Annotated in this window: 10 protein-coding genes; 4 read left to right on the top strand and 6 right to left on the bottom strand. The window is 65.1% G+C overall.

Features of this window, described 5'->3' with window-relative positions; all coding sequences use genetic code 11:
• Positions 1 to 611: 611 nt before the first annotated feature.
• The 5 genes from AC0L2F_RS30500 to AC0L2F_RS30480 all read right to left on the bottom strand — a co-directional run bounded on the left by AC0L2F_RS30500 (position 612) and on the right by AC0L2F_RS30480 (position 14,736).
• On the bottom strand, positions 612 to 1,664 hold the full coding sequence (locus AC0L2F_RS30500; RefSeq protein ID WP_473250925.1) for a M23 family metallopeptidase: 1,053 nt from the start codon (positions 1,662 to 1,664) through the stop codon (positions 612 to 614).
• Between the two features lie 22 nt (positions 1,665 to 1,686).
• Positions 1,687 to 3,003 carry an HlyD family type I secretion periplasmic adaptor subunit gene (locus tag AC0L2F_RS30495; protein ID WP_473250924.1) on the bottom strand — a complete coding sequence of 439 codons (1,317 nt, stop codon included), beginning with the start codon at positions 3,001 to 3,003 and terminating at the stop codon, positions 1,687 to 1,689.
• A gap of 48 nt (positions 3,004 to 3,051) precedes the next feature.
• Positions 3,052 to 5,286 carry a cadherin-like domain-containing protein gene (locus AC0L2F_RS30490; protein WP_473250923.1) on the bottom strand — a complete coding sequence of 745 codons (2,235 nt, stop codon included), beginning with the start codon at positions 5,284 to 5,286 and terminating at the stop codon, positions 3,052 to 3,054.
• A 16-nt stretch (positions 5,287 to 5,302) separates the two neighbouring features.
• Positions 5,303 to 7,018, bottom strand: a complete 1,716-nt coding sequence (locus tag AC0L2F_RS30485; protein ID WP_473250922.1) for a type I secretion system permease/ATPase — start codon at positions 7,016 to 7,018, stop codon at positions 5,303 to 5,305.
• 80 nt (positions 7,019 to 7,098) lie between these two features.
• Positions 7,099 to 14,736 carry a peroxidase family protein gene (locus AC0L2F_RS30480; RefSeq protein WP_473250921.1) on the bottom strand — a complete coding sequence of 2,546 codons (7,638 nt, stop codon included), beginning with the start codon at positions 14,734 to 14,736 and terminating at the stop codon, positions 7,099 to 7,101.
• A 362-nt stretch (positions 14,737 to 15,098) separates the two neighbouring features.
• Here AC0L2F_RS30480 and AC0L2F_RS30475 point away from each other — a divergent pair, with 362 nt between their 5' ends.
• The 4 genes from AC0L2F_RS30475 (at position 15,099) to AC0L2F_RS30460 (ending at position 18,672) form a co-directional block, all read left to right on the top strand.
• Positions 15,099 to 16,697: a sensor histidine kinase gene (locus AC0L2F_RS30475; RefSeq protein WP_473250920.1), complete on the top strand. Its 1,599-nt coding sequence runs from the start codon at positions 15,099 to 15,101 to the stop codon at positions 16,695 to 16,697.
• Positions 16,694 to 17,440 carry a response regulator transcription factor gene (locus AC0L2F_RS30470; protein WP_473250919.1) on the top strand — a complete coding sequence of 249 codons (747 nt, stop codon included), beginning with the start codon at positions 16,694 to 16,696 and terminating at the stop codon, positions 17,438 to 17,440. Before AC0L2F_RS30475 ends, AC0L2F_RS30470 begins: the two co-directional genes overlap by 4 nt.
• A gap of 207 nt (positions 17,441 to 17,647) precedes the next feature.
• Entirely contained in the window at positions 17,648 to 18,070 is a 423-nt protein-coding gene (locus AC0L2F_RS30465; RefSeq protein WP_473250918.1) for a hypothetical protein, read from the top strand.
• A gap of 404 nt (positions 18,071 to 18,474) precedes the next feature.
• The gene (locus AC0L2F_RS30460; protein WP_473250917.1) at positions 18,475 to 18,672 is read left to right on the top strand and encodes a hypothetical protein; all 198 of its coding nucleotides are present in this window, start codon (positions 18,475 to 18,477) and stop codon (positions 18,670 to 18,672) included.
• Here AC0L2F_RS30460 and AC0L2F_RS30455 read toward each other — a convergent pair.
• Positions 18,630 to 19,610 (bottom strand): PHP domain-containing protein (locus tag AC0L2F_RS30455; protein WP_473250916.1); only part of this gene is annotated, 981 nt, incomplete at its 5' end. The two genes, AC0L2F_RS30460 and AC0L2F_RS30455, sit on opposite strands and share 43 nt — an antisense overlap.

Genomic DNA, 19,610 nt, shown 5'->3' with positions numbered 1-19,610 from the left:
ACTCTCTCCCCCGATGCCGCAAATGCGCGAAAACCCGCAGAAAGCAAGGATTCCTAAAGAGCCCGGTCGGATTTTGTGACCACCGCTGTGTACCACCCGCCGGACCTTCCGGGCCCTCAATCTCAGCCGATTTCGAGCCACCTGGAGGCGGCACTTTGACATTTGGCCTAGCCCGATTCTCGGATCCGGGCCGTCGCGGATGCTGGTGGGTCAGGTTGGCGAGCAGCCCACTTCAGCGCGTGCTCCGTTGGTCGCTCGGACGTTCGGAAACTGCGGGATCGGCATCGGAGCCCCGGCCCCTGTCGTCGCGTTTGTGCAGGTCTCCGAGCCAAAGGATGGGTCCCCGCAGCTTTTCGCTGCGTTGGCCGTACCTGATGCCGAACTGTTCAACAAAGCCCCTGAACGCATTCGTGAGGCCCACGAGCTTCACCCCCATGACCCGGATATTTCTGGGGAGCCATCGGCCCGCTGGTGTCCTGGGTGAAGAGCGGCTCATTGCGCGTTCCTGGCGTCATAGAATCAAAAAACCACGAGCGCCAGATTATTCCGCGGTCGAAGAAATTCTGGGCGGCGGCTCTTCCAAGTGCAATTAGCTTTCGTAGCGTATCGAGCTACCGTTCGCCCTCGCCCCGGATCAGGATCGATCGCGTGGCCGATGAGATCATCTTCCCACCCGAGACCATGTAGACTTGAAGTCCATACTCCCCTGCTCGCTGTGCGGGCTTGCCTCCGGCATAGGCGATGTAATTCGCCTTCCGTCTCTCGAGAGGTTTGGTTTCGATGTGCATCAGCGTTTGTCCGTCCGGATCGACGATGCGCATTCTAAAAACACTGTCGGTCTCGACGTTGATCGCCCAGACCCAGGCGATGATGGGTTGCGACGTCTTAGGGACGGCCGGTTCACCTTCGCGAACGAGGTTCGCAAGCTCGGGCGGAGCGTTGGTGAGCCCGACCAGCAGGATCGCCGAAGCCGACCGGGAAAGTGCATCCCGCACGGCCGGTTCGAACAGGCTTCCGCCGGTTGCACCGCAGGCTTCTCGACCGATTCCAAGTGGCCGGCCCGTCAGGGGCTCGAGCGTCTTGCCGTCCTTTCGGACCGACAAGTGCACATGGGGAAATTCGGCCAATCCCGATGCCCCGATCGACCCCAGGCGGTCGCCTTTCTTCACGTGCGCTCCAGGCCGGACGACGATGCTGCCTTCCTTAAGGTGGCAGTATTGGGAGGCCAGCCCCCCGGAATGCTCGACAAGGACGCCGTTACCGCACTCCTTCCCCGCGGTGTCCTTGTCCTCTGCCCGAACGTAGATGCGGTCTGGAATGCCGTCCCTCACACGCGCGACCATTCCGTCGGCAGTTGCGATCACGGGCGTTTGGCGGTCGATATCCTTGAGCGTGCGGATGCGAATGTCCCAACCGTCGTGCCCCTGATACGTGGCATTGCCGCAGAGCGGATCCAACGCCTGGTCGCTTGGATCGACGTCCGGCATCTGCTGCACGAAGCAGTCCACGCCCATGCGGCAGTCGACAGGCAGCCCGAGATTGGGGGACAACTGGTCGTCTGCGCGCGCCGGCGGGATTGCCGCCGATACAATCAAGATCCCGAGCAACGCCGGCGCCAGCCGGAATCGGCTGTGCGCCGCGCAATGGGACTTGAGCTTGAACATTTTCGCTGCAGGGAACAGAACTCTACTCCTCCCGGAAGGATTTCATCATCTGATCGGTGAACGGCTTCATCAGGTAGGAAAGCGCCGTCCTGTCGCCGGTGGTGAGAAAAACCTCGACCGGCATGCCGGGCACGATCGGCTTGCCGGCCACTTGCCTTTGGCCATCCGCAATCGCGATGGTGCTGAGATAGTATGTCTGACCGCTGGCCTGGTCCAGAGTCGCCGCCGCTCCGATCGTTTCGACCGTCCCCGCCACTTCCGGCGTGGTCCGCTGGTTGAAGGAGGAGAATCTCAGCCTCGCCGATTGCCCGGTCGTGGCCTGGTCGATGTCGGTCGGAGACAGCCTCGCCTCGACGACCAGATCGGCGCTGTCGGGGACGATGGACATGAGCGTCTCCTTGGGGGCGATCACGCCGTTGACCGAATTGACGGCGAGTTCGTTGACGGTGCCGGAGATAGGCGAACGGATCACCATGCGCGACAGGCGGTCCAGCGACGCCACGATCCGTTCCTGAAGCTCCGCCAGTTTTCCGTCGACGTCGCGCAGGTCCCGCTGACCGTCGGTTCGCGCCTGCTGGTCGAGTTCGATGATCTTGATCCGCGACTCGCTGATCTGTCCTTTGACGCGGGCGATGTTGGCGTCGATCTCGCCCTTGAGGCCGTCGATCTTGACGAGATCGCGCTCCATGGTGCGGATCTTACCGATCTCTATGAAACCCTTGTTGTAGAGCGGCGTCAGACGCTCGAGATCCTCCTTGACCATCTTGCGCTCGTTGGCGTTGGCCTCCTGCTGCGCGGTCAGCCCGCGGACCTGCTCCTCGAACTGCGCGATCTGCAGCGACAACTGATCGCGCCTAGCCTCCCGCACGGCCAAGTTCTCGTTGAAGAGCCGGATCTCGCCCCGCGCGATCTCCGCCGTGAACGGGTCGTGCTCGAACCGGGAGTCGAACCTGATGGCCGTGGCTCCTTCGCGCTCGGCCAGATGCCGCGCCTTTCGGCCCTCGAGCTCCGCGCGCTGCCCCTTGAGCACGCCGAGTTCCGCCTTGGTCTGGGTCTCGTCGAGCCTGACGAGGACATCGCCCACCTTCACGGGGTCGCCATTGGCGACCAGGATCTCGCCCACGATGCCACCGTCGCGATGCTGGATCAGCTTGACCTGCTTCCTGACCGCGACCTTGCCTTGCGCGATCACGGCGCCGGTCAGCTGGGCATGCACCGCCCACCCGCCGCATCCGCCGATCAGAGCGATGGCGAGAACGGCCACCATCACGACGCGCGAGCGGATCCCGAACGACTGCTCCGCAGGGCGCGCGGGCCGTTCCGTGGGCTTTAGGTTCATCGCTGGATCTCCGTTTGTTAGAACCGGCACACGTCCGCCGATTCATGTTCAGTGGTGCGCGTTCGTCTGCTGGGGGGCAGTGAAAACAAAATTGCTCTCGTTGAGGTCGAGGTTGCCGTCCAGCACGATCTCGAAATCGTGCTCCGGGTCGTCGTCGAGATGGCCAGAGACGATCGTGATCTCCTGGTCCGAAACGATTTCATGGCGGTAGGTGACGGCGCCGACCTCGTCGAACGTGGCCTGGTCGGCGCCGGCGAAGAACAGCATTTTGCCCGAGAAGTCGTCGAGCTCCTGTCCGACCCTGGACAGATCGAGCTTGTCGCCGACGCTGAAGTCCACGATGTGGTCGCGCGGTCCGCTGTCGTTCTTCAGAGAAGCCAGGTCCTGGAAGACGAAGGTGTCGTTGCCGTCGCCGCCCTCCATGATGTTCACGTGGGCGTCGGCAACCAGGCGGTCGCGTCCGTGGCCGCCTTGGACATTCTCGATCTCGAAGATCTGTGCGCTCTGCCCGTCGCAGATTTCGACGATACCGTCGGGCAGATCGACGTTCTCGTCGAACACGATCTGCGACAGATCCAGGGTGTCCGCGCCGTCTCCCCCGTGAATGATGTCGTGACCCACCTCGATCCCGAGGACGATCACGTCGTCCCCGCAGCCGGCGTCGATGCAGTCGTTGCCGGCGCCGCCTGCCAGCACGTCGTTGCCGGCGCCGCCGTCGAGGTGGTCGTCGCCATCACCGCCCTTCAGGGTGTCGTCGCCCGCGCCGCCCGAGAGCACGTCGTCGCCGGTCCCGCCGTCCAGGTCATCGTCGCCCGCACCGCCCTCGATGTGGTCGTTGCCGGCGTCTCCGCGGAGGATGTCATTGCCGGCGCCGCCCTCGATGCGGTCGTTTCCTTCGCCGCCGTGGACCGTGTCGTCTCCGGCCCCCCCTGCGATGCAGTCGTTGCCGGCCCCGCCCAGCAGCACGTCGCTGCCGGCGCCGCCCTCGATGTGGTCATTGCCTGCGCCGCCCTCGATCCTGTCGTTCCCCTCGTCGCCCTGGAGGGTGTCGTTGCCGGGACCGCCCAGGAGCGTGTCGTTGCCCTGCCCTCCGGAGGCAAAGTCGTCGCCTTCGCCGCCCAGGATGAGGTCGTTGCCGTCCTCGCCGTAGAGGACGTCGTCGCCGGCTTCGCCGAACAGCGTGTCGTTGCCCGCACCCCCGAAGATGACGTCGTTGCCCGAGCCTCCGAACAGGGTGTCGTCGCCGTCGCCGCCGACCAGACGGTCGTTGCCCTCGCCGCCGTAGATCGTATCGGCGCTTTCGCGACCGTAGACGATGTCATTGCCGGCGCCGGCGTCGATCACGTCGACCAGAGGCGTTCCGATCAGGAAATCGTCGCCCTCGGTACCATGGATATCTTCGTCGGGGGCGGCGTGCAGATCCGCGTGCGCCGTCTGGACGATCGAGGCGGTGCCGTCGGAGATGCGGTAGCTGAACTGGACGGGGCCGACGTCGTCGTGTTCCGGCGTGTAGAGCCAACGGTCCGCCCCCAACGCCTGCAGCGATCCGTGGTCGACCTGGAGGGCCTGTACCGAAAGCCGGTCGCCGTCCGGATCGCTGGCGCCGTTCAGCAATTGGCCGAGCGAGATGATGAAGGCTTCGTTGACGAGCCCGCTGCCGAGATCGACCGCCCCGGCGCTCACCGGGGCGTGGTTGACCCGCTTCGTCGGATCGGGGGGCGGGTCCTTGCTCGTCGGTGGCGGCTTTTTTGGCTCGTCAACATGGGGCCTGGTGTGGTCGTCGGAAGACCCTCCGCCACCTCCACCACCCCCGCCTCCGCCGGCGGCCGGTGCGCCCTCTGCAGCCCGCGGCAGCGGATGCGCGGGAGCCGGCGCGTTCTGGTTCGCCGGGACCACCGACAGCCGCGGCCCTTCGGTCCTGTCGAACCTGAGCCTGTCCAAATCGACTGCCGGTTCGAACGCTTCGTTCATCGACACCGCGTGCAGCCCGAAGGCGCGGACGAGTTCGGAGGATCCCGCGCTTCGCTCAACGGCGATGGACGGCGCGGCCGACGTATCCGCTTCCGGCTGCGTCGGCGCTTCCGGAGAGTCCGGCTTCGGCTGATGGGGCCCCTCTTCCTTGCCCTCGCCGAACACCTGTTTCAGCAGCAGTCCCCACGATGCGATCAGGATGGCCGGCACGATGGAACTGACACGCGATCGCTCTTCGATGAGCGCGAAGCGGCGCGCCGGCGCGTCGAGCGCGCTGCGATCCGGAATTCCCAACGACAGCCGATCGTCCATCGCCACCTCCCGCTGATCAAGCCGTCGCTGCGGTGGGGAACGGGATCGGCGCCGCCGGCGCGCCGACCACCTTGTCCTTCGGTCCGAACGCGACCAGCTTGCCGCCCTGAACCACGCCGACGTAGTCCACCGCCGCCAGCGCCTTCGGCCGGTGCGCGATCACGATGACGATCCCGCCGCGCGCCTTGACGCCTTCGATGGCCTCCCCGAGCGCCGCCTCGCCCGGTGCGTCGAGGTTCGAGTTCGGCTCGTCGAGCACGACGAGGAAGGGATCGCCGTAGAGCGCCCGCGCCAGCCCGATACGCTGCCGCTGGCCGGCCGACAGCGCCGTGCCCGACGGGCCCAGTTCGGTCTGGTACCCGTCCGGCAAACGCGTGACCATCTCATGGATTCCCGCGGCCTTCGACGCGGCGATGATCTTGCGGGCGTCGGGCTCGGTCTCGAACCGCGAAATGTTCTCGGCGATGCTGCCGTCGAGCAGCGAGACGTCCTGCGGCAGGTAACCGATGTGCTCGCCGAGCGCATCGGCGCGCCACTGATCGAGATCCGCGTCGTCAAACCGGACCTTGCCCCTGAGCAGCGGCCAAACGCCGACGACACCTTTGGCCAGAGAGGTCTTGCCGCCACCGCTGGGGCCGATCAGGCCGAGCGCCTCGCCCGCCTTCAGCTCGAATCCAACGTCGCCGACGAGCACGGTGCCGCTGCCCGGCGCGACCACGGTGATGCCTTCGACCTTCAGGGTCGCGCAGGGCTTGGGAAGCGGCAGGATGTGGCTGCCGTCCTCTGCCGCGGCGAGCGTCTGCTTCAGGCGGTTGAAGCTGCGCCGCGCCGCGGCGATCACCTTCCAGTTGCCGATGGCCGAATCGATCGGCGCCAGCGCCCGCGCCGAAGCCACCGAGCAGGCGATGATCGCGCCTGCCGAAAGCTCGCCCTTGATAGTGAGGAATGCGCCGAGCCCCAGCAGCGCCGACTGCAGCATCATGCGCATCACCTTCGCCAACCCGCCGAAGCTGCCGCTGATGTCGCTGGTACGGGTCTGCAGCGCCAGATGGCGGGCATTGGCGGTTTCGAATCGGGCCACGGCGCGGCCGCCGAACCCCATCGCGCGCAGGATGTCGGCGTTGCGTGCGTGCGAGTCCGCCAGCGTGGACCGCTGCACCGCGGCTTGGTGGGTCTCCTTGCCGGCCCGCCGCGTCAGAAGTTCGGTTGCCACCGTAAGCGACATCAGAACCACCGCGCCGGCCAGGGTGACAAGCCCGAGCACCGGATGAAGCAGGTAGACGAAGCCGAGGAACAGCGGCATCCACGGCAGGTCGAAGAAGGCGATGGGGGCTTGGCTGCCCAGGAAGCCGCGCACGACGTCGACGTCGCGCCCCCGCTCCAGCGCCTCGGACGTCGAGTAGCCGTATCGGGCCATCTCGATCACGACGTAGTGCGCCAAGGGCGCCAGCTTGGCGTCCAGACGGGCCCCGAGCCTGACCAGTATCTGCGAACGCAGGATGTCGAACATGCCCTGGAACAGATAAAGCCCGATGGCGAGCGCGGAGAGCGCCGCCAAGGTCGGGATGCTGTGGCTCGTCAGCGCCCGGTCGTAGATCTGCAGCATGTAGAACGAGCCCGTCAACGCCAGCACGTTGATGATTCCGGACACTCCGAGCAGGACAAAACCGATGCCGCGGTAGCTGCCGATCGGATTCTCCGTCGAATTCTTTCGCTTCGGGTTCTTGCTCATCGTTTCCTGCCCTGCCCTTGGCCTCGGTGACGTCGTCCACCCGGGCGGCGGTTCGCCCGGGTGGTGATGGTCGGTTGCGCCTAGTGCACGCCGTTGAAGTCGGCCGTCGTCAGTGCATGGTTGCCGGCTCCCAGATCGATCTTGAAGTCGGCCGCGGTGTCGGCGTTGGTGTTGCCGGACACGAAGGTGTGCTCCGCGCCGTCCTTGATCTCCTGCGTGACGATGACCTGTCCCGCCGAGGTGAAGACGTTGCCGGCGAACAGCACGAAGGACTGGTTCCCGGCCGCCCCCGTATTGGCGTCGATGGCCGACAGGTCGATCTTGTCGCCCGGCTGGAAACCCTTGATGGTGTCGCCGTTGGCGTCCGCCGCGGAGCCGAACACGTAGGTGTCGTTCCCTCCACCGCCGTCCATGACGTTCGCCACCGAACTGGCCACGATGGTGTCGTTGCCGGAGCCGCCGATGAAGTCCTCGAACCCGAAGATCTGGTCGGTCCCGCTCTGGGCGCTGGCGACGCTGCCGTGCTGTCCGATGCCGTTGCCGAGATCGGCCGTGAGATTGGCGGAGATCGCCGAGTAGTCCAGCGTATCTTCCTCGGCGTCGCCGAAGTAGGTGTCGTTGCCGTCGCCGACGGTCGCGATGATCCGGTCGTTGCCGGCCCCGCCGTAGACGGTGTCGTTGCCGGCCCCGCCTTCCAGGGCGTCGTCGCCCGCGTCGCCGAACAGGCGGTCGTCGCCGCCGTCGCCGGTGATCAGGTCGCGTCCGGCGCCGCCGAAGAGATCGTCGTTGCCGTCGTTGCCGAACACCACGTCGTCCCCTGCGCCGGCCTTCACCAAATCGTCTCCGGATCCGGCCTTCAGCGTGTCGGCACCGTCGTTGCCGAGGATCACGTCGTCGCCCTCCAGGCCACTGAGGACGTCGTCGCCGGTCGCCCCCACCATCACGTCGGCGGCTGCAGTTCCAATCTGGCCTTCAGCCATGCCCGGGTTGACCGCCGGAGGTTGCGGCGTGTCTGCGCCGCCCTGTCCGTCGTGCTGATGGTCGCCCGGCGAACAATGCTCATCGTCGCCGCTGGAGTTGCCATCCTGGCCGTCCCCGCCGGAGCCGCCCTGGCCGCCGCCTTGGTCGCCCGGAGGCTGACCGGTCTGCGTGTCGACCACGTCCTGCGGCCGCAAGGTGCCGGTGACCTGATCGTCCCCTCCTCCTCCGTGGAATACGATGCGGTGGTCGGAGGTCAATCCGGAGATGTCGACGGTGTCGGCGCCCGCGCCCCCGTTCACCGTGATCGTGCTGTAGTTCAGGCTGGTGCCGGTGAAGTTGCCGACGATGGCGACGGTGTCGCCGGCCACCGTGCCGCCGTCGAGCCCGCCGTTGTTGTTGTTGGCGGTCACGTCGAGGGTGTTGATCGTGATCTCCTCGACGTTGTCGAGTTCGGCGATCACCGTGCCGTTGCGGGCGACGACGATCTCGGTGCCTGCATGCAGGCCCGTGAAACCGGCATGAGCCGCGCTGCTGCCCGTGCCCGGACCGGCACCGTCCCAGTCGTCGGTGTTGGAGTAGATGGCGAAGGATTCCGCCGTGTTGTTGCCGGTCACGGTGAAGCGGTCGCCCGCCGCGCCGTTGGCGCCGCCGTCGACGAAGTCGCGGCCGTCCGGCAGTTCGGGAATGATGGTGATGTTGCCGATCTTGAAGGGGTTGGTCACCGACCAGCCGACGCTATCGTCGCCCCCGCCCGCAAAGACCGCGTCGTCGCCGCGTCCGCCGGTGAGGATGTCGTTGGCCGAGCTTCCGACCAGGATGTCGTTGCCCGTCGATCCGTTGATCGTCGTGCCGTTGACCGCGGTCACGGTGACCGTGGCGGAGGCCGGTGCGAGGCCGTCGTTCACCGTGTAGGAGAACGAGCCGCCGTTCGGCCTGGCCGGGGTGCCGCTCGTTCCGGTGTCGGTGATGGTCACCGCGCCCGCGGCATGGACCGCCGTGAGGCTGTTGAAGGAGCCCAGCCCGGTGATCGCCAGCGCGTTGGGACCGTCCGTGTCGCTGTCGTTGGCGAGCAGCGCCCAGTCCGGCACCACGATGCCACTCGCGACGTTGCCGACGTTGGTGTAGACGTGATCGGCGCCCACGCTCGGCGGATCGTTGACCGGAGTCACATGGATGGTCGTGGTCGCGACGTTGCTGTCGGCCAAGCCGTCATTGACCGTGACGTGGACGATGCGGTCCGCATTGGTGGGGTTGTTGGAGTTGCTGGAGAACGTGATCGCCTGGATCGCGTTCTGGTAGGCCGCGATCGAGGCCTTGCCCGTCAGGCTGACGGTGATTTGTCCGGCCACGGAATTGTCGACGGAGCTCGCGATGCCGTCGCCGGCGATGTCGTTCGCGCTGAGCGCGTCGCCCGCGACCCGGCCGGTCAGGACGACCTTCGCCGACCACAGTTGCGTGCCGTCGTCGACGATTCCTGGATGGTTGGCGATGCCGACGGCATTGCCGTTCTCCGTGAATGTGACGACGTAGTCCGTGCTTGCAGCCGCCGCGGGCCTGACGTAGTCGACGGACACGTTGTCGATCGAGATCGTGCCGTTGTTGGCGCTGTTGCCCGTGTTGGTGGCCGAGCTGACCACCTCGAACCTGAGGGCCGCGTTGGCGGTCACCGTCTCGCCCGCGTTCAGGGACGCGAGAAGATCGGCCGAGAACGTGTGGTTGCCGAAGCCGGCGGCATTGCTGATCGTCCCGACCTCATGGAAGACCGGCGTCGTTGCGGTGGCGTCCGCGGTGAAGAGGACGCGCACGTAGTCGCCATTGTCGAAGCTGTTCTGGTTGTAGGTGAAGCCCAGCTTCGCTTCCACCACGCCGGCGAGGTTTACCACCCGCTGCACGCTGGCCCCGTCGGCGTTGTCGGTGAACTGCATCTGCTGCGAGCCCACGCGGATCTGACCCGCGATGGCGCTGCCGTTGACCGCGCCGTTGAAGTTGTCGCCGGTTTCGCTCCAGTTGCCGGTCCAGTTCGAGCCGCCGGCGTAGCTGCCGGAGGCGAAGTTGTCGGCCGCAGCGCCCGCATCGAAGGCGTGAAGCTTCAGGCTCGGAGGCGTATTGACCAGCGAGAAGTCCTGGTCGGCGAAGCGCAGCAGTTCCACGCCCACGACCAGATCGGTGCCGTCGGTTACGATGGGCGCTCCGTTGGCGTCGACCCCGTTGGGATCCCGGAGGTCGGTCACCTTGTAGGCGACGATCTGTCCTTCGTGGGCGCTCTGGAACGTGATGGGGTCGATGCGATAGTCGGCCAAGTTGCCGGTGAAAACTGCGATGTCCGGCTTGGCCAGGGTGCTGGCGTCGGTGCCCCCGTCTCCGAGAACGTTGTCCTTGAAGAACTGGGTGCGCAGCATCTCGGTGAAATGCTTGTCGAAGCCCTGCGTGCCGAGCGCGGCGTTGTCGAGCAAACCGGCGCCCAGGGTGTCGTCGTAGGCGACGCGGTGCGAAGCGCCCTGATAGCGGGCATCCTGCAGGCGCAATGCCTCGGTGGATCCGTCGTTGTTGTTGTTGTGGTCGTAGGTCGAGGCGATCTCGTTGCCCTGAGCGTCATGGCCCTGGATGTACTGTCCGATCAGGGTGTCCAGCCGGATCGAGCCGCCGACGATGACGTCGTTGCCGGCGTCGCCGGTCAGCAGATCGTTGCCGGAACCTCCGACCACCCAGTTGTCGCCCGAATCGCCGCCCAGCGTGTCGTTCGAGCTGCTGCCCACGAGGCCCTCGATTTCGAACGCGGCGGGGATCGACTGCGCGTTGTTGACGGCCGCCAATGGGTTGGCTTGCATGTCGAGGTCGTAGGTAACTCCGACCGGGCGGGCGTGCTGCAGACTGAAGTCCATGATGTCGAAACCGATCGTGCCGGGCTTGTTGCCCTCGTCGGTGACGCCGTCGCCGCCCAGGATCTCGTCCGGTCCGGTGCTGAGCGCCTGCGCGACGTCGCCGACCTTGAACCAGTCGTCGCCGGCCTGGCCGAAGGAGATGTCGACGTCGGTGCCGTCGAGCAGCATGTCATCGCCGTTGTTGCCGTACAGCATGTCCGTGCCGGAGCCGCCGTCGAGGTAGTCGTTGCCGTCGTTGCCGTCGAAGAACGGGTCGGTGTCCTGCTCGCCGTACATGACGTCGTCGCCGCCGCCGCCGAACAGCTTGTCGATGCCGATGCCGCCGTTGATGTAGTCGTTGCCGGCACCGCCGATGACCTGGTCCTGGCCGTTGATGTCCGAGCCGCTCGATTCGCCGTACAGGAAGTCGTCGCCGGCGCCGCCGTCGATCAGGTCGGGGTTGTCGCCGCCGTAGATCGTATCGGAGCCGTCGCCGCCGTAGAGGCGGTCGATGCCGTAGCCGCCGTAGATCTTGTCGTTTCCGGCGTCGCCGTAGACCGTGTCGTCGCCGCCCTGGGCGTAGATCAGGTCGTTGCCCTTGGTGCCGGCGATGATCTCGTTGGATTCGGCGCCGGAGTTCGGCGTGCCGTCGAGGTTGACGCCGCCGTTCTGGTTGTAGGCGCTGTTCGGATCGGTGTCCGCCAGCCGGGTGTCCTGGACGTACTGCACGCCGCCGATGGTGACGACATGGCCGTCGTTCAAGTTGCCGTGGCCGCCGTTGGAATAGACGCCGATGCTTCCGTCGTCGACGGAAACATGGACCGGCTGGCCGTCCTTGATGATGTCCTGCGCGAAGTCGCCGTATTTGTGCTCGTTGCCGGTCGTCAGGTATTCGGTCTGGCCGGCCGCCAGCACCTCCTTGTGGGCGCCGAGGTCGACGTACTGGTCGGCGTAGCCGAAGATGTTGCCGTTGAGATGCGTCAGGCCGGTGTTGCGCTCGACCATGTCCTTCAGCTGACCGTTGACGATCTCGTCGCCGAAATTGGTGCCGAACAGGCGGTACAGGTAGTAGAAGCGGTCGCCATCCATCAGCTTTTCGATCTGGTCGACGAAGATGCGATCGAACGTTTCGCCAAGCAGGCCGCCGGGCTGATGCACTTCGGCGAGGCCGCCGAGCCAGGTGTCGATCTGGTTGAAGGCCAGCGTGCCGGCGCCGCCCACGGTTTCGTCGCCGTTCATGAAGCCGTAGGCTTGGTCGAGCGAGATGCCGTCGGTGCCCGCCGCGACGCTGCCGTCGACGATGCCCACCAGCGTCTGGGCCTTGTGGAGGTCGCCATCGAACGCGTAGGCGGCGATGAAGTTGGCGAGCGAACTCGGGTGCTGCATGTTCTGCCCGAAGTCGTTCCAGCTGGTGTATTCGGAATACCCGAGCGTGTGGCGGACCTCGTTGAGGGTCGGGATGCCGAGGTCGCGGCCGCGGGCGATGTTGATCGCGGCGAGATCCAGCGGCTGGTCGAGCAGGCCTTGGTTGAGCGCCGGGGTGACGAACTCGTCGACCTCGTTCATCTGCTGGTGCGACATGCCGAGGATGATGGCGGAGGGACCGACGTCGGCGAACTTGTCCGGAGCCAGGAACGCCGCCTTCAGGGCGTAGCCCATGATCTTTCCGGTGAGGCCGCCGGACGGATCGATGGTGTCGATGGTTTCCCGGAGCGTGGAGTGGCCGAACCGGAAGGCCGCCTGCGAGTATTCGAGCGAGATCGCCGAGTCGACCTCGGTCGAATAAGCGCCGAACTCCTGAATGTTCGGGGAGACGTTGCGGGCGTACTGGTCGACCGCAGCGTGCTGGTACTCCATCTCCACCACCAGCTTGGCGGCGTTGAACATCTTGTCCTGGTCCCAGGCGATGCTGCCGTCGGAGTAGACGTAGTCTCCTGTCGCGTTCATGACGCCGGTGTCGACCTGGTATCCGTGCAGCGCGGCGTGGGTGGCGTCGCCGGAAACAATGTCCTGAGTATGCAGCGCGTCGATGATGTTCTCGATCTGGTAGTTGTGCTCCTCGTGGAACACATGGTGGATCGAGGTCAAGCCGAAGTTCTCGTTCACGCGACCGTCGCCCGCCACGTAGTGGTCTCCGACCGAAGCCATCAAGATTTCGCCGACAGCGTCATGCAGCGCCCCCGCCGGGACCGTGATGCTGAAGTTGGCGAAATCGACGAACGGAAACAGCGAGCTCGCACCGTCCAGCGTGTGTGTAGGAGGAGCTCCCGGGGGAAGGGTTTCCATCGTCAAGGTCAGCTTGTGCGTGGTCGGGTCGATGCCGAAGCTCGAGCCGGGGCCGAACGCCGACTTGGCGTAGGCGTCGATCGTCGAGATCGCGGCCGCGACCTTGGCGGACTGCGCGGCGGTTCCATAGGCCGCCTCGCCAGCGTCCTGAGATCCGTTGTTATTGATGTCGTAGAAGCCGCCCATGTGGCCGGCGTCGAAGCGCGGGTTCATGTCGAGCAGCAACGCCGAACCGCTGGTGCCGGCGATCACATGGCCCGAGGCGTCGCGGTTGCGCAGGTCGTTGACGTCTTCCCAGGTCAGCGCGTCGCGGCCGGTGGCTTCGACGTGGGCGCGCAGTTCGTCCAATGTCGGCAGCGTCTGGTGAGTCGAGGTGCCGTCCGGCCTCGTCCATGCTGTGTCGAGGGTCTGGCCGTCGAACAGGTTCATGCCGGCCTGGTATTGCCCGGTGACCGGGTCCTTGACCCATTCCCGCAGCAGGGTGGTGAGCTGCTCGTGCGAACCGTAGGTCTGGCTCTGGTCGATGAACGGAGAAGTGTGGTTGACGTATTCCGGCCCGTTGGCGTCCACGGTCTGGACCGTGGCGCGGTTGATGGTGATTTCGTGCACCGGCTGCCCGTCCGGCCCAAGCATGCCATAGAGCGGGTCGTCGCTGGCGAGCGCGATCTTGATGGTCTGGCCGGACGCCTTGCCAATGAAGTCGAGACCGTGGTCGAAGAACTGGCCGAACAGCACGAAGAAGCCGTTTGAGGGCGACACGCCCGGATTGAGGCCGCCGATGAAGTGGTCGTCCTGGCCGGCCGAGGCTGCGAGCCGGGCCTGGGTGTCGACCTGACCCAGACCGATCGCATCCGGCCCGACCGCCGCTGCCTCCGCTGCCGTCTTCAGGACGCCCCAGTCGAGCACCTTCGCCGTCCCTGTTGTAGGATCGTAGTAGATCTCGTTCATCTGGTGGGAAATGGCTCCGGGATCGCTCTGATGGTTCGCCCAGGTATCGAAGGTGACCCCGCCGGTGGTGGTCGTCAGGCTGATCATGCGCGGGGTGTAATCGACCACGTTCGGCAGATCGATCTTGGTTCCGTCGGCCGCAGTCTGGGCGCCGGCCGGATCCGCCGTGATGGCGTAATCACCGTTGAGCGCCGGGTTGAAGCCACCGGTCGCGGCGCTGTAGGAGGAGTAGTAAGTCTTGGCGGCGGCGTAGGCCCGGTCGGCGACCGCCTGCATCACGGACGAGTAGCCGGCGTAGTCGGCGGCCGCCGAACGCGTGAAGATCTGGTCGACCGCGCCGAAGGCGGCGTTGATGAGCGACAGGTTGTTGTTGAGGCCGCTGGGATCCCGCAGGCCCGCGAAGTCGAATTCGGAATAGTAGGACTGCCCCCACTGCGCGATGGCGGCAGTCGACGCAGCATCTCCGGCTGCCGACCCGCCCGTGCCGATGAGATTGCCGTGGGCGTCGTAGACCGCACCCGTGCCGTCCCACAGGATGATGGCGTTGCCCGCCGCATCGAACAACGGTCGGAAGTTGACCTGGCTGAGGATGAAGTCGATGTCGCTCTGGTCGATCACGAAGGGCTTGAGATAGTTCGACATGATGCGCTCCTGCCAGGATTGACGGAGACCGAACGGTCGGCTCTCCCACGTTGCAGAAGCATGTCGGGTTCTCCCTGCGCGCGGTAGGGTAGAAGGTCGAGCGAAAACTTCCGTCGATAGTCGAATGCACCGCACGCGACGAAAGTCTCTTTCGTCGGACTTTAGTCCGAGCTCCGATCGGACTTTCGACGGCAAGGGCGCATTCGCGGCAAAGCCAATCAGTTTCGGCGCTTACGTTGACCCTGACGCGCCAGTTCAGACGAGCCATGCGCGGCGGCCGATCTTCACCATGTTTCGCCGCGAGGTTGAAAGCCACGTCGATCGGAGCATATGATAGAACCGATTTAAGCATCTGTTCATCGATGACATCGCTCGAGATCGTCATGGAGCCAGCCGTAGGGGAGGTCTCCGCCGCCAATGAATCTGATCGGCAAATTCGTCACGCCGACGGTTCTTTGAGAGGCAGCGAAGGCAAGCCGGAGACCAGCGGTAAGTTCGGCGCATTCGTCAGAGCCGCCGGCGCTCGGTCGCGTCGCTGGTGGAGTCGGCGGTCGCTCTTCGAGCAGTTCGCGCTGTTGTCTTCGCTGGTGCTGTCGCTTTCTGTGGCGACAGTCGGAGGATGGGTCGGCGCTCGTATCGCAGATGGTGTTCTGCGCGGAACGAGTGGCGCCGCCGCTCTGTACATGACGAATTTCGTGGAGCCCTACGTTCAGTCGATGGACGGCGGAGGCACAATTAGTGCGGAAGACCTTCGCGGCCTCGATAGCGTCGCCGAGTTGCTGAAATCCAGACGGCATGTCGCCTCCGTCAAGATCTGGGCGCGCGACGGTACCATCGTGTACAGCACGCAAAAGGCGCTTATCGGAAGGAGATTTACGGCGACGGACCTCACGCATTCGCTGCAAGGAGAAATTCGTGCGGGGATGGCCGACCTCGCCGACGATGACAGCGAATTCGAACGCTCTCTGTCGATGCCGCTCTACGAGATCTTCCTGCCTCTCTACAAGAACGAGACGGAAAGGATCGTTGCGGTCGCCGAAATCTACGAAGATGCCCGCGCGCTTCTCCGCGACCAGGCAAGCGCCATCCGCGGCGCCTGGCTGGTGGTCGGGTCCGTTGGACTCCTCACTCTTTTGGTTCTGTTCGTCGTCGTCCACCGGGGAAGCACGACGATCACAAGGCAGCGCTCGGCCATCAAGCAGAGATTCCGTGAGAAAGTATTGCTGCATCGCAAGAACGACATTCTGAAATCCGAAACTGAAGATGCTCTTCGCACGGCCGCCCGCATCGACGATCTTGTCCATACCCGGCTCGGAGCCGAGCTCCACGACGGCCCCGCGCAGCTGATATCCTTCGCGCTGTTGCGGATCGAAGGTCTGGAGCAGGAGCTGGACCGCGGGACACCCAAAGCGCGAGCGCTCCTGATGGAATTCCGGAGCGCCCTCCAGGACGCGCTCAAGGAGCTGCGCGCGATCGCCGCCGATCTGCTTCTTCCCGATCTCGGCGATGGCGGCGACCTCGGTCAGATGCTCCGGAAAATCATACGAGCGCATGAAGGTCGCGCGGCCTCCATCGTTGACTTCGAGATGACCGCGGTGCCTGAAAGACTGCCTCGCGACGCGGTACGCTGCGTCGTTCGCGTGACGCAGGAGGCGTTGAATAACGCCTTCAAGCATTCGGGGAGCGATCGCCAGACTGTAATCGTTAACTACTGCGACGGGACGCTGCGGCTCACGGTACGCGATCACGGTTGCGGTTTTTCTCGCACGGCCGCCAAGCCGCCATCAGGCCTTGGAATGATGGGAATGGCTTCCAGAGTGAGAGCACTCGGCGGGACGTTCTGCGTGATATCCAACCTGGGCCAAGGCACAGAGATCTCGTGCGAACTGCATGTCCGAAGTTCCGTCCGCGGAACTGACGGCGAACACGCGAAAGATAGCCAACGCATCGAAAGTGATTGAAAGTTTATCCTTACGATGCCTATGCTCGCAGTATTCTGGAATGCCACTTTTCCGCAGTTCTTTTATTTTGTGAGAGTACGCATATGGAAAACTCCAGTGAGCAGGCCACCATTGCAATCGTTGACGATCATCCGATTTATCGCCAAGGACTGGCCGCCGTTTTTCGGGCGGAGGCTCGCTTCAAGGTCGTAGCCGAAGGCGCCTCTACGGAAGACGCGCTGGACATCGTAAAAACGCATCGCCCGAGCATCCTCATTCTCGATCTCGGGATTCCCGGCGACAGTCTGGAGACTCTCAAGCAGCTGTGCGTCGAATTTCCCGGAACACATTGCGTCATACTCACCGCCTGCGACGATCCGCAGACCGGCATCGGCGCTCTGAACGCGGGCGCTCACGGCTACATCCTAAAGGGGGTCAGCGCGAGCGAATTGAAGGCGGCGATCTGGGCGGTCTTCAAGAACGAGTCCTCGTTCGTCTCGCCGGAGTTCGCGGCGCGGCTGCTTTCGGCGGTTCAGCAGAAGGAGGCGACGTCGCTCGACGTCGGCCTCAGCCATCGCGAACTCCAGATCATCGCAGAGGTCGAGAGCGGCGCCACCAACAGGATGGTCGCCGAGAAGCTCAAGATCAGCGAAAAGACCGTCAAGCACTACATGAGCAGCATCATGCAGAAGTGCGGCGCGACAAACCGCGTGTCTGCGGTCATGGCGTATCAGAGGATGCGCCAGTCCGGCCAACACGCCTGAAGGACGGCAGTGAGATCACGCTGTGAATCCGCGCAGCGACCCTGGTCGGACGGCTACTTTGCGAAGGTCGCAATGGCCCGTCCTCGTGCGCGGTAACCGTGGAGGCCGCCACCAGTGGCGAGGTTTCGGTCGATGGCCTCAGGCAAGTCGGCCGCGACGCTCTATCTCGCGCACCCATTATGTGGCGCTGATCGATCCGGAGGGCGCGTGAACTTCCAGGTGACGGTCCTCAAGATCCTGGTGAGCTATCCGGATGGCTTCGCCGTCATGGAGGACGTCAAACGCGACATGGCCATCCTGGCGACCAGTGGCCGCGATTGGGCGGACCGGACCAAGCGCCTCGCCGCACGGGTGCCCGATCTCGACATCTTTTCCCATGGGCTGGTCGAACGCATCAGCAGCGGATGGCAGATCACTGCCAAGGGACGGGCGGTGCTCGAGTTCATGGAAGCCCGCCCCACTGCGACCGAGCCGATCCAGGCGCCTTTGGTCGAGGAGGCTCGGGCTGGGATAGTCGCTGCGGTGCAGGGTCCTCCGCTGCGGCAGCCCCCTGACCGAGCCAAGCGGCGGCGCGAACGCCGCGAACGGCTGCGCGAGGCGCGCGAACGAGCGAGGGCGAAGGCCTCCTGAAGTGTCCTACTGCAGAGCCGGCAAGGCGCCGAATGGCGAGGATGGGAGCCGAACCCGCGCGCTATGGCCAGGCGCGACCGCTCCGCCGACCCTGACCACGCGCAGCACCCCGCATTTGAATGGAGGGCCGTTTCCGCGGACGAGAGCACCTGCCGTTTCAAGCCGGCCTGGAAGCGGTCATGCGTCCGGAGGCCGGTCAGTTCGATGATCGCAGCGGGTCCGAGCTCGATCAGGGTCCCGAGCGGCATCCGCTCCAGGTCCAGTCCGGCAGTGGTGATATTCTCGCCCAGGTCCCCCGCTGCGACCTGGAAGCCGGCATCCGAGAGTGATGCAAAGAGCTCGGCCGGGATGAGGTGCACCTGCCGGAGATTGGGTAGGCGCGGCTGCCGGCGGGCGAGATAGCGGTGCCGGACGAACGGGCCGGCGTGGGCGTCGCCTTCGACACCATGGCCTTCCACCAGCACGATCTCGTCCTGCGGCGGTTTGCTGAAGTGGTGACCGCGATCGGCGGCGACCGCGACCACGGTGCCGTCCAGAGAGACCGCGTGCGCCTGCTGCATCAGGCGGCCCGGGCGAACGAGCGCCGCTTCTGGCGGAGGTAGCGCGTGATCTCCGGAAGAGCCATCGCGTTCAGGACGCGGTCGGCAGGGACGCCGCCCTTCCGGGCCATCTCGACACCCCAGTGCATGTGGTCGAGCTCGGGGACGGAGTGCGCGTCCGGATTGATGCTCAGCATGCAGCCGAACTCGAGGGCGGCCTGGTGCCAGCGCCAATCCAGGTCGAGGCGCCAGGGGTGGGCGTTGACCTCGACGACGACGTCATGCCTGGCGCATGCCCGAAGCACCTTCTCGATGTCGATCTCGTAGCCTGGCCGCCGCTGCAGCTGCCGTCCGGTCATGTGACCGATGATGGTGGTGTGGGGATCGGAGATCGCACGAAGCAGGCGCTGCGTCTGGGCCTTGCGGTCCAGCTTGAAGCGGCCGTGGATGCTCGCGACCACGAAGTCGAAGCGCTGCAGCACGTCGTCGGCATAGTCCAGCGAGCCGTCGGCCAGAATGTCGGACTCGATGCCTTTGAGTATCCGGAAATCCTTGCCGAAGCGCTTGTTCAACCGGTCGGCGTCCCGGTGCTGCTGCGCGATCTCTTCCTCCGAGAGACCGCCTGCGTAGTGCGCGGACTTGGAGTGGTCGGCGACCCCGAAATACTCGAAGCCGCGCTGGCGCGTCGCCTTGGCCATCGTCTCCAAGCTCTCCGTGCCGTCCGAGGCATCGGTGTGGCAGTGAAGGATTCCGCGCAGGTCCTTGTCAGTGACGAGCTTCGGCAACATGCCCTTCAAGGCCAGTTCGACCTCGCCGCGGCCCTCACGGAGTTCAGGATCGATGAACGGCAGGCCGAGAGCGCTATAGATCTGGGCCTCGTCGCCGGCGATCAGGGTACGCCCCTTGTGCAACCCGTCGCTCTCCAGCCGCATTCCTTTCTCCGCGGCCAAAGCCTGGAGCCTCTCGATGTGAGCGGCTGAGCCGGTGCCGAAAAGAAGGGC

The sequence above is a fragment of the Bradyrhizobium sp. Ken64 genome (genome assembly GCF_055807555.1).
Note: the sequence above shows the minus strand (reverse complement) of the source record. Positions and strands in the feature narration are given on the sequence as shown.

Bases quoted from the DNA above. Each gene is read 5' to 3' on its own strand.
- AC0L2F_RS30475 (WP_473250920.1), top strand. From the start codon at position 15,099: ATGACATCGCTCGAGATCGTCATGGAGCCAGCCGTAGGGGAGGTCTCC.
- AC0L2F_RS30490 (WP_473250923.1), bottom strand. From the start codon at position 5,286: ATGGACGATCGGCTGTCGTTGGGAATTCCGGATCGCAGCGCGCTCGAC.
- AC0L2F_RS30485 (WP_473250922.1), bottom strand. From the start codon at position 7,018: ATGAGCAAGAACCCGAAGCGAAAGAATTCGACGGAGAATCCGATCGGC.
- AC0L2F_RS30495 (WP_473250924.1), bottom strand. From the start codon at position 3,003: ATGAACCTAAAGCCCACGGAACGGCCCGCGCGCCCTGCGGAGCAGTCG.
- AC0L2F_RS30500 (WP_473250925.1), bottom strand. From the start codon at position 1,664: ATGTTCAAGCTCAAGTCCCATTGCGCGGCGCACAGCCGATTCCGGCTG.
- AC0L2F_RS30480 (WP_473250921.1), bottom strand. From the start codon at position 14,736: ATGTCGAACTATCTCAAGCCCTTCGTGATCGACCAGAGCGACATCGAC.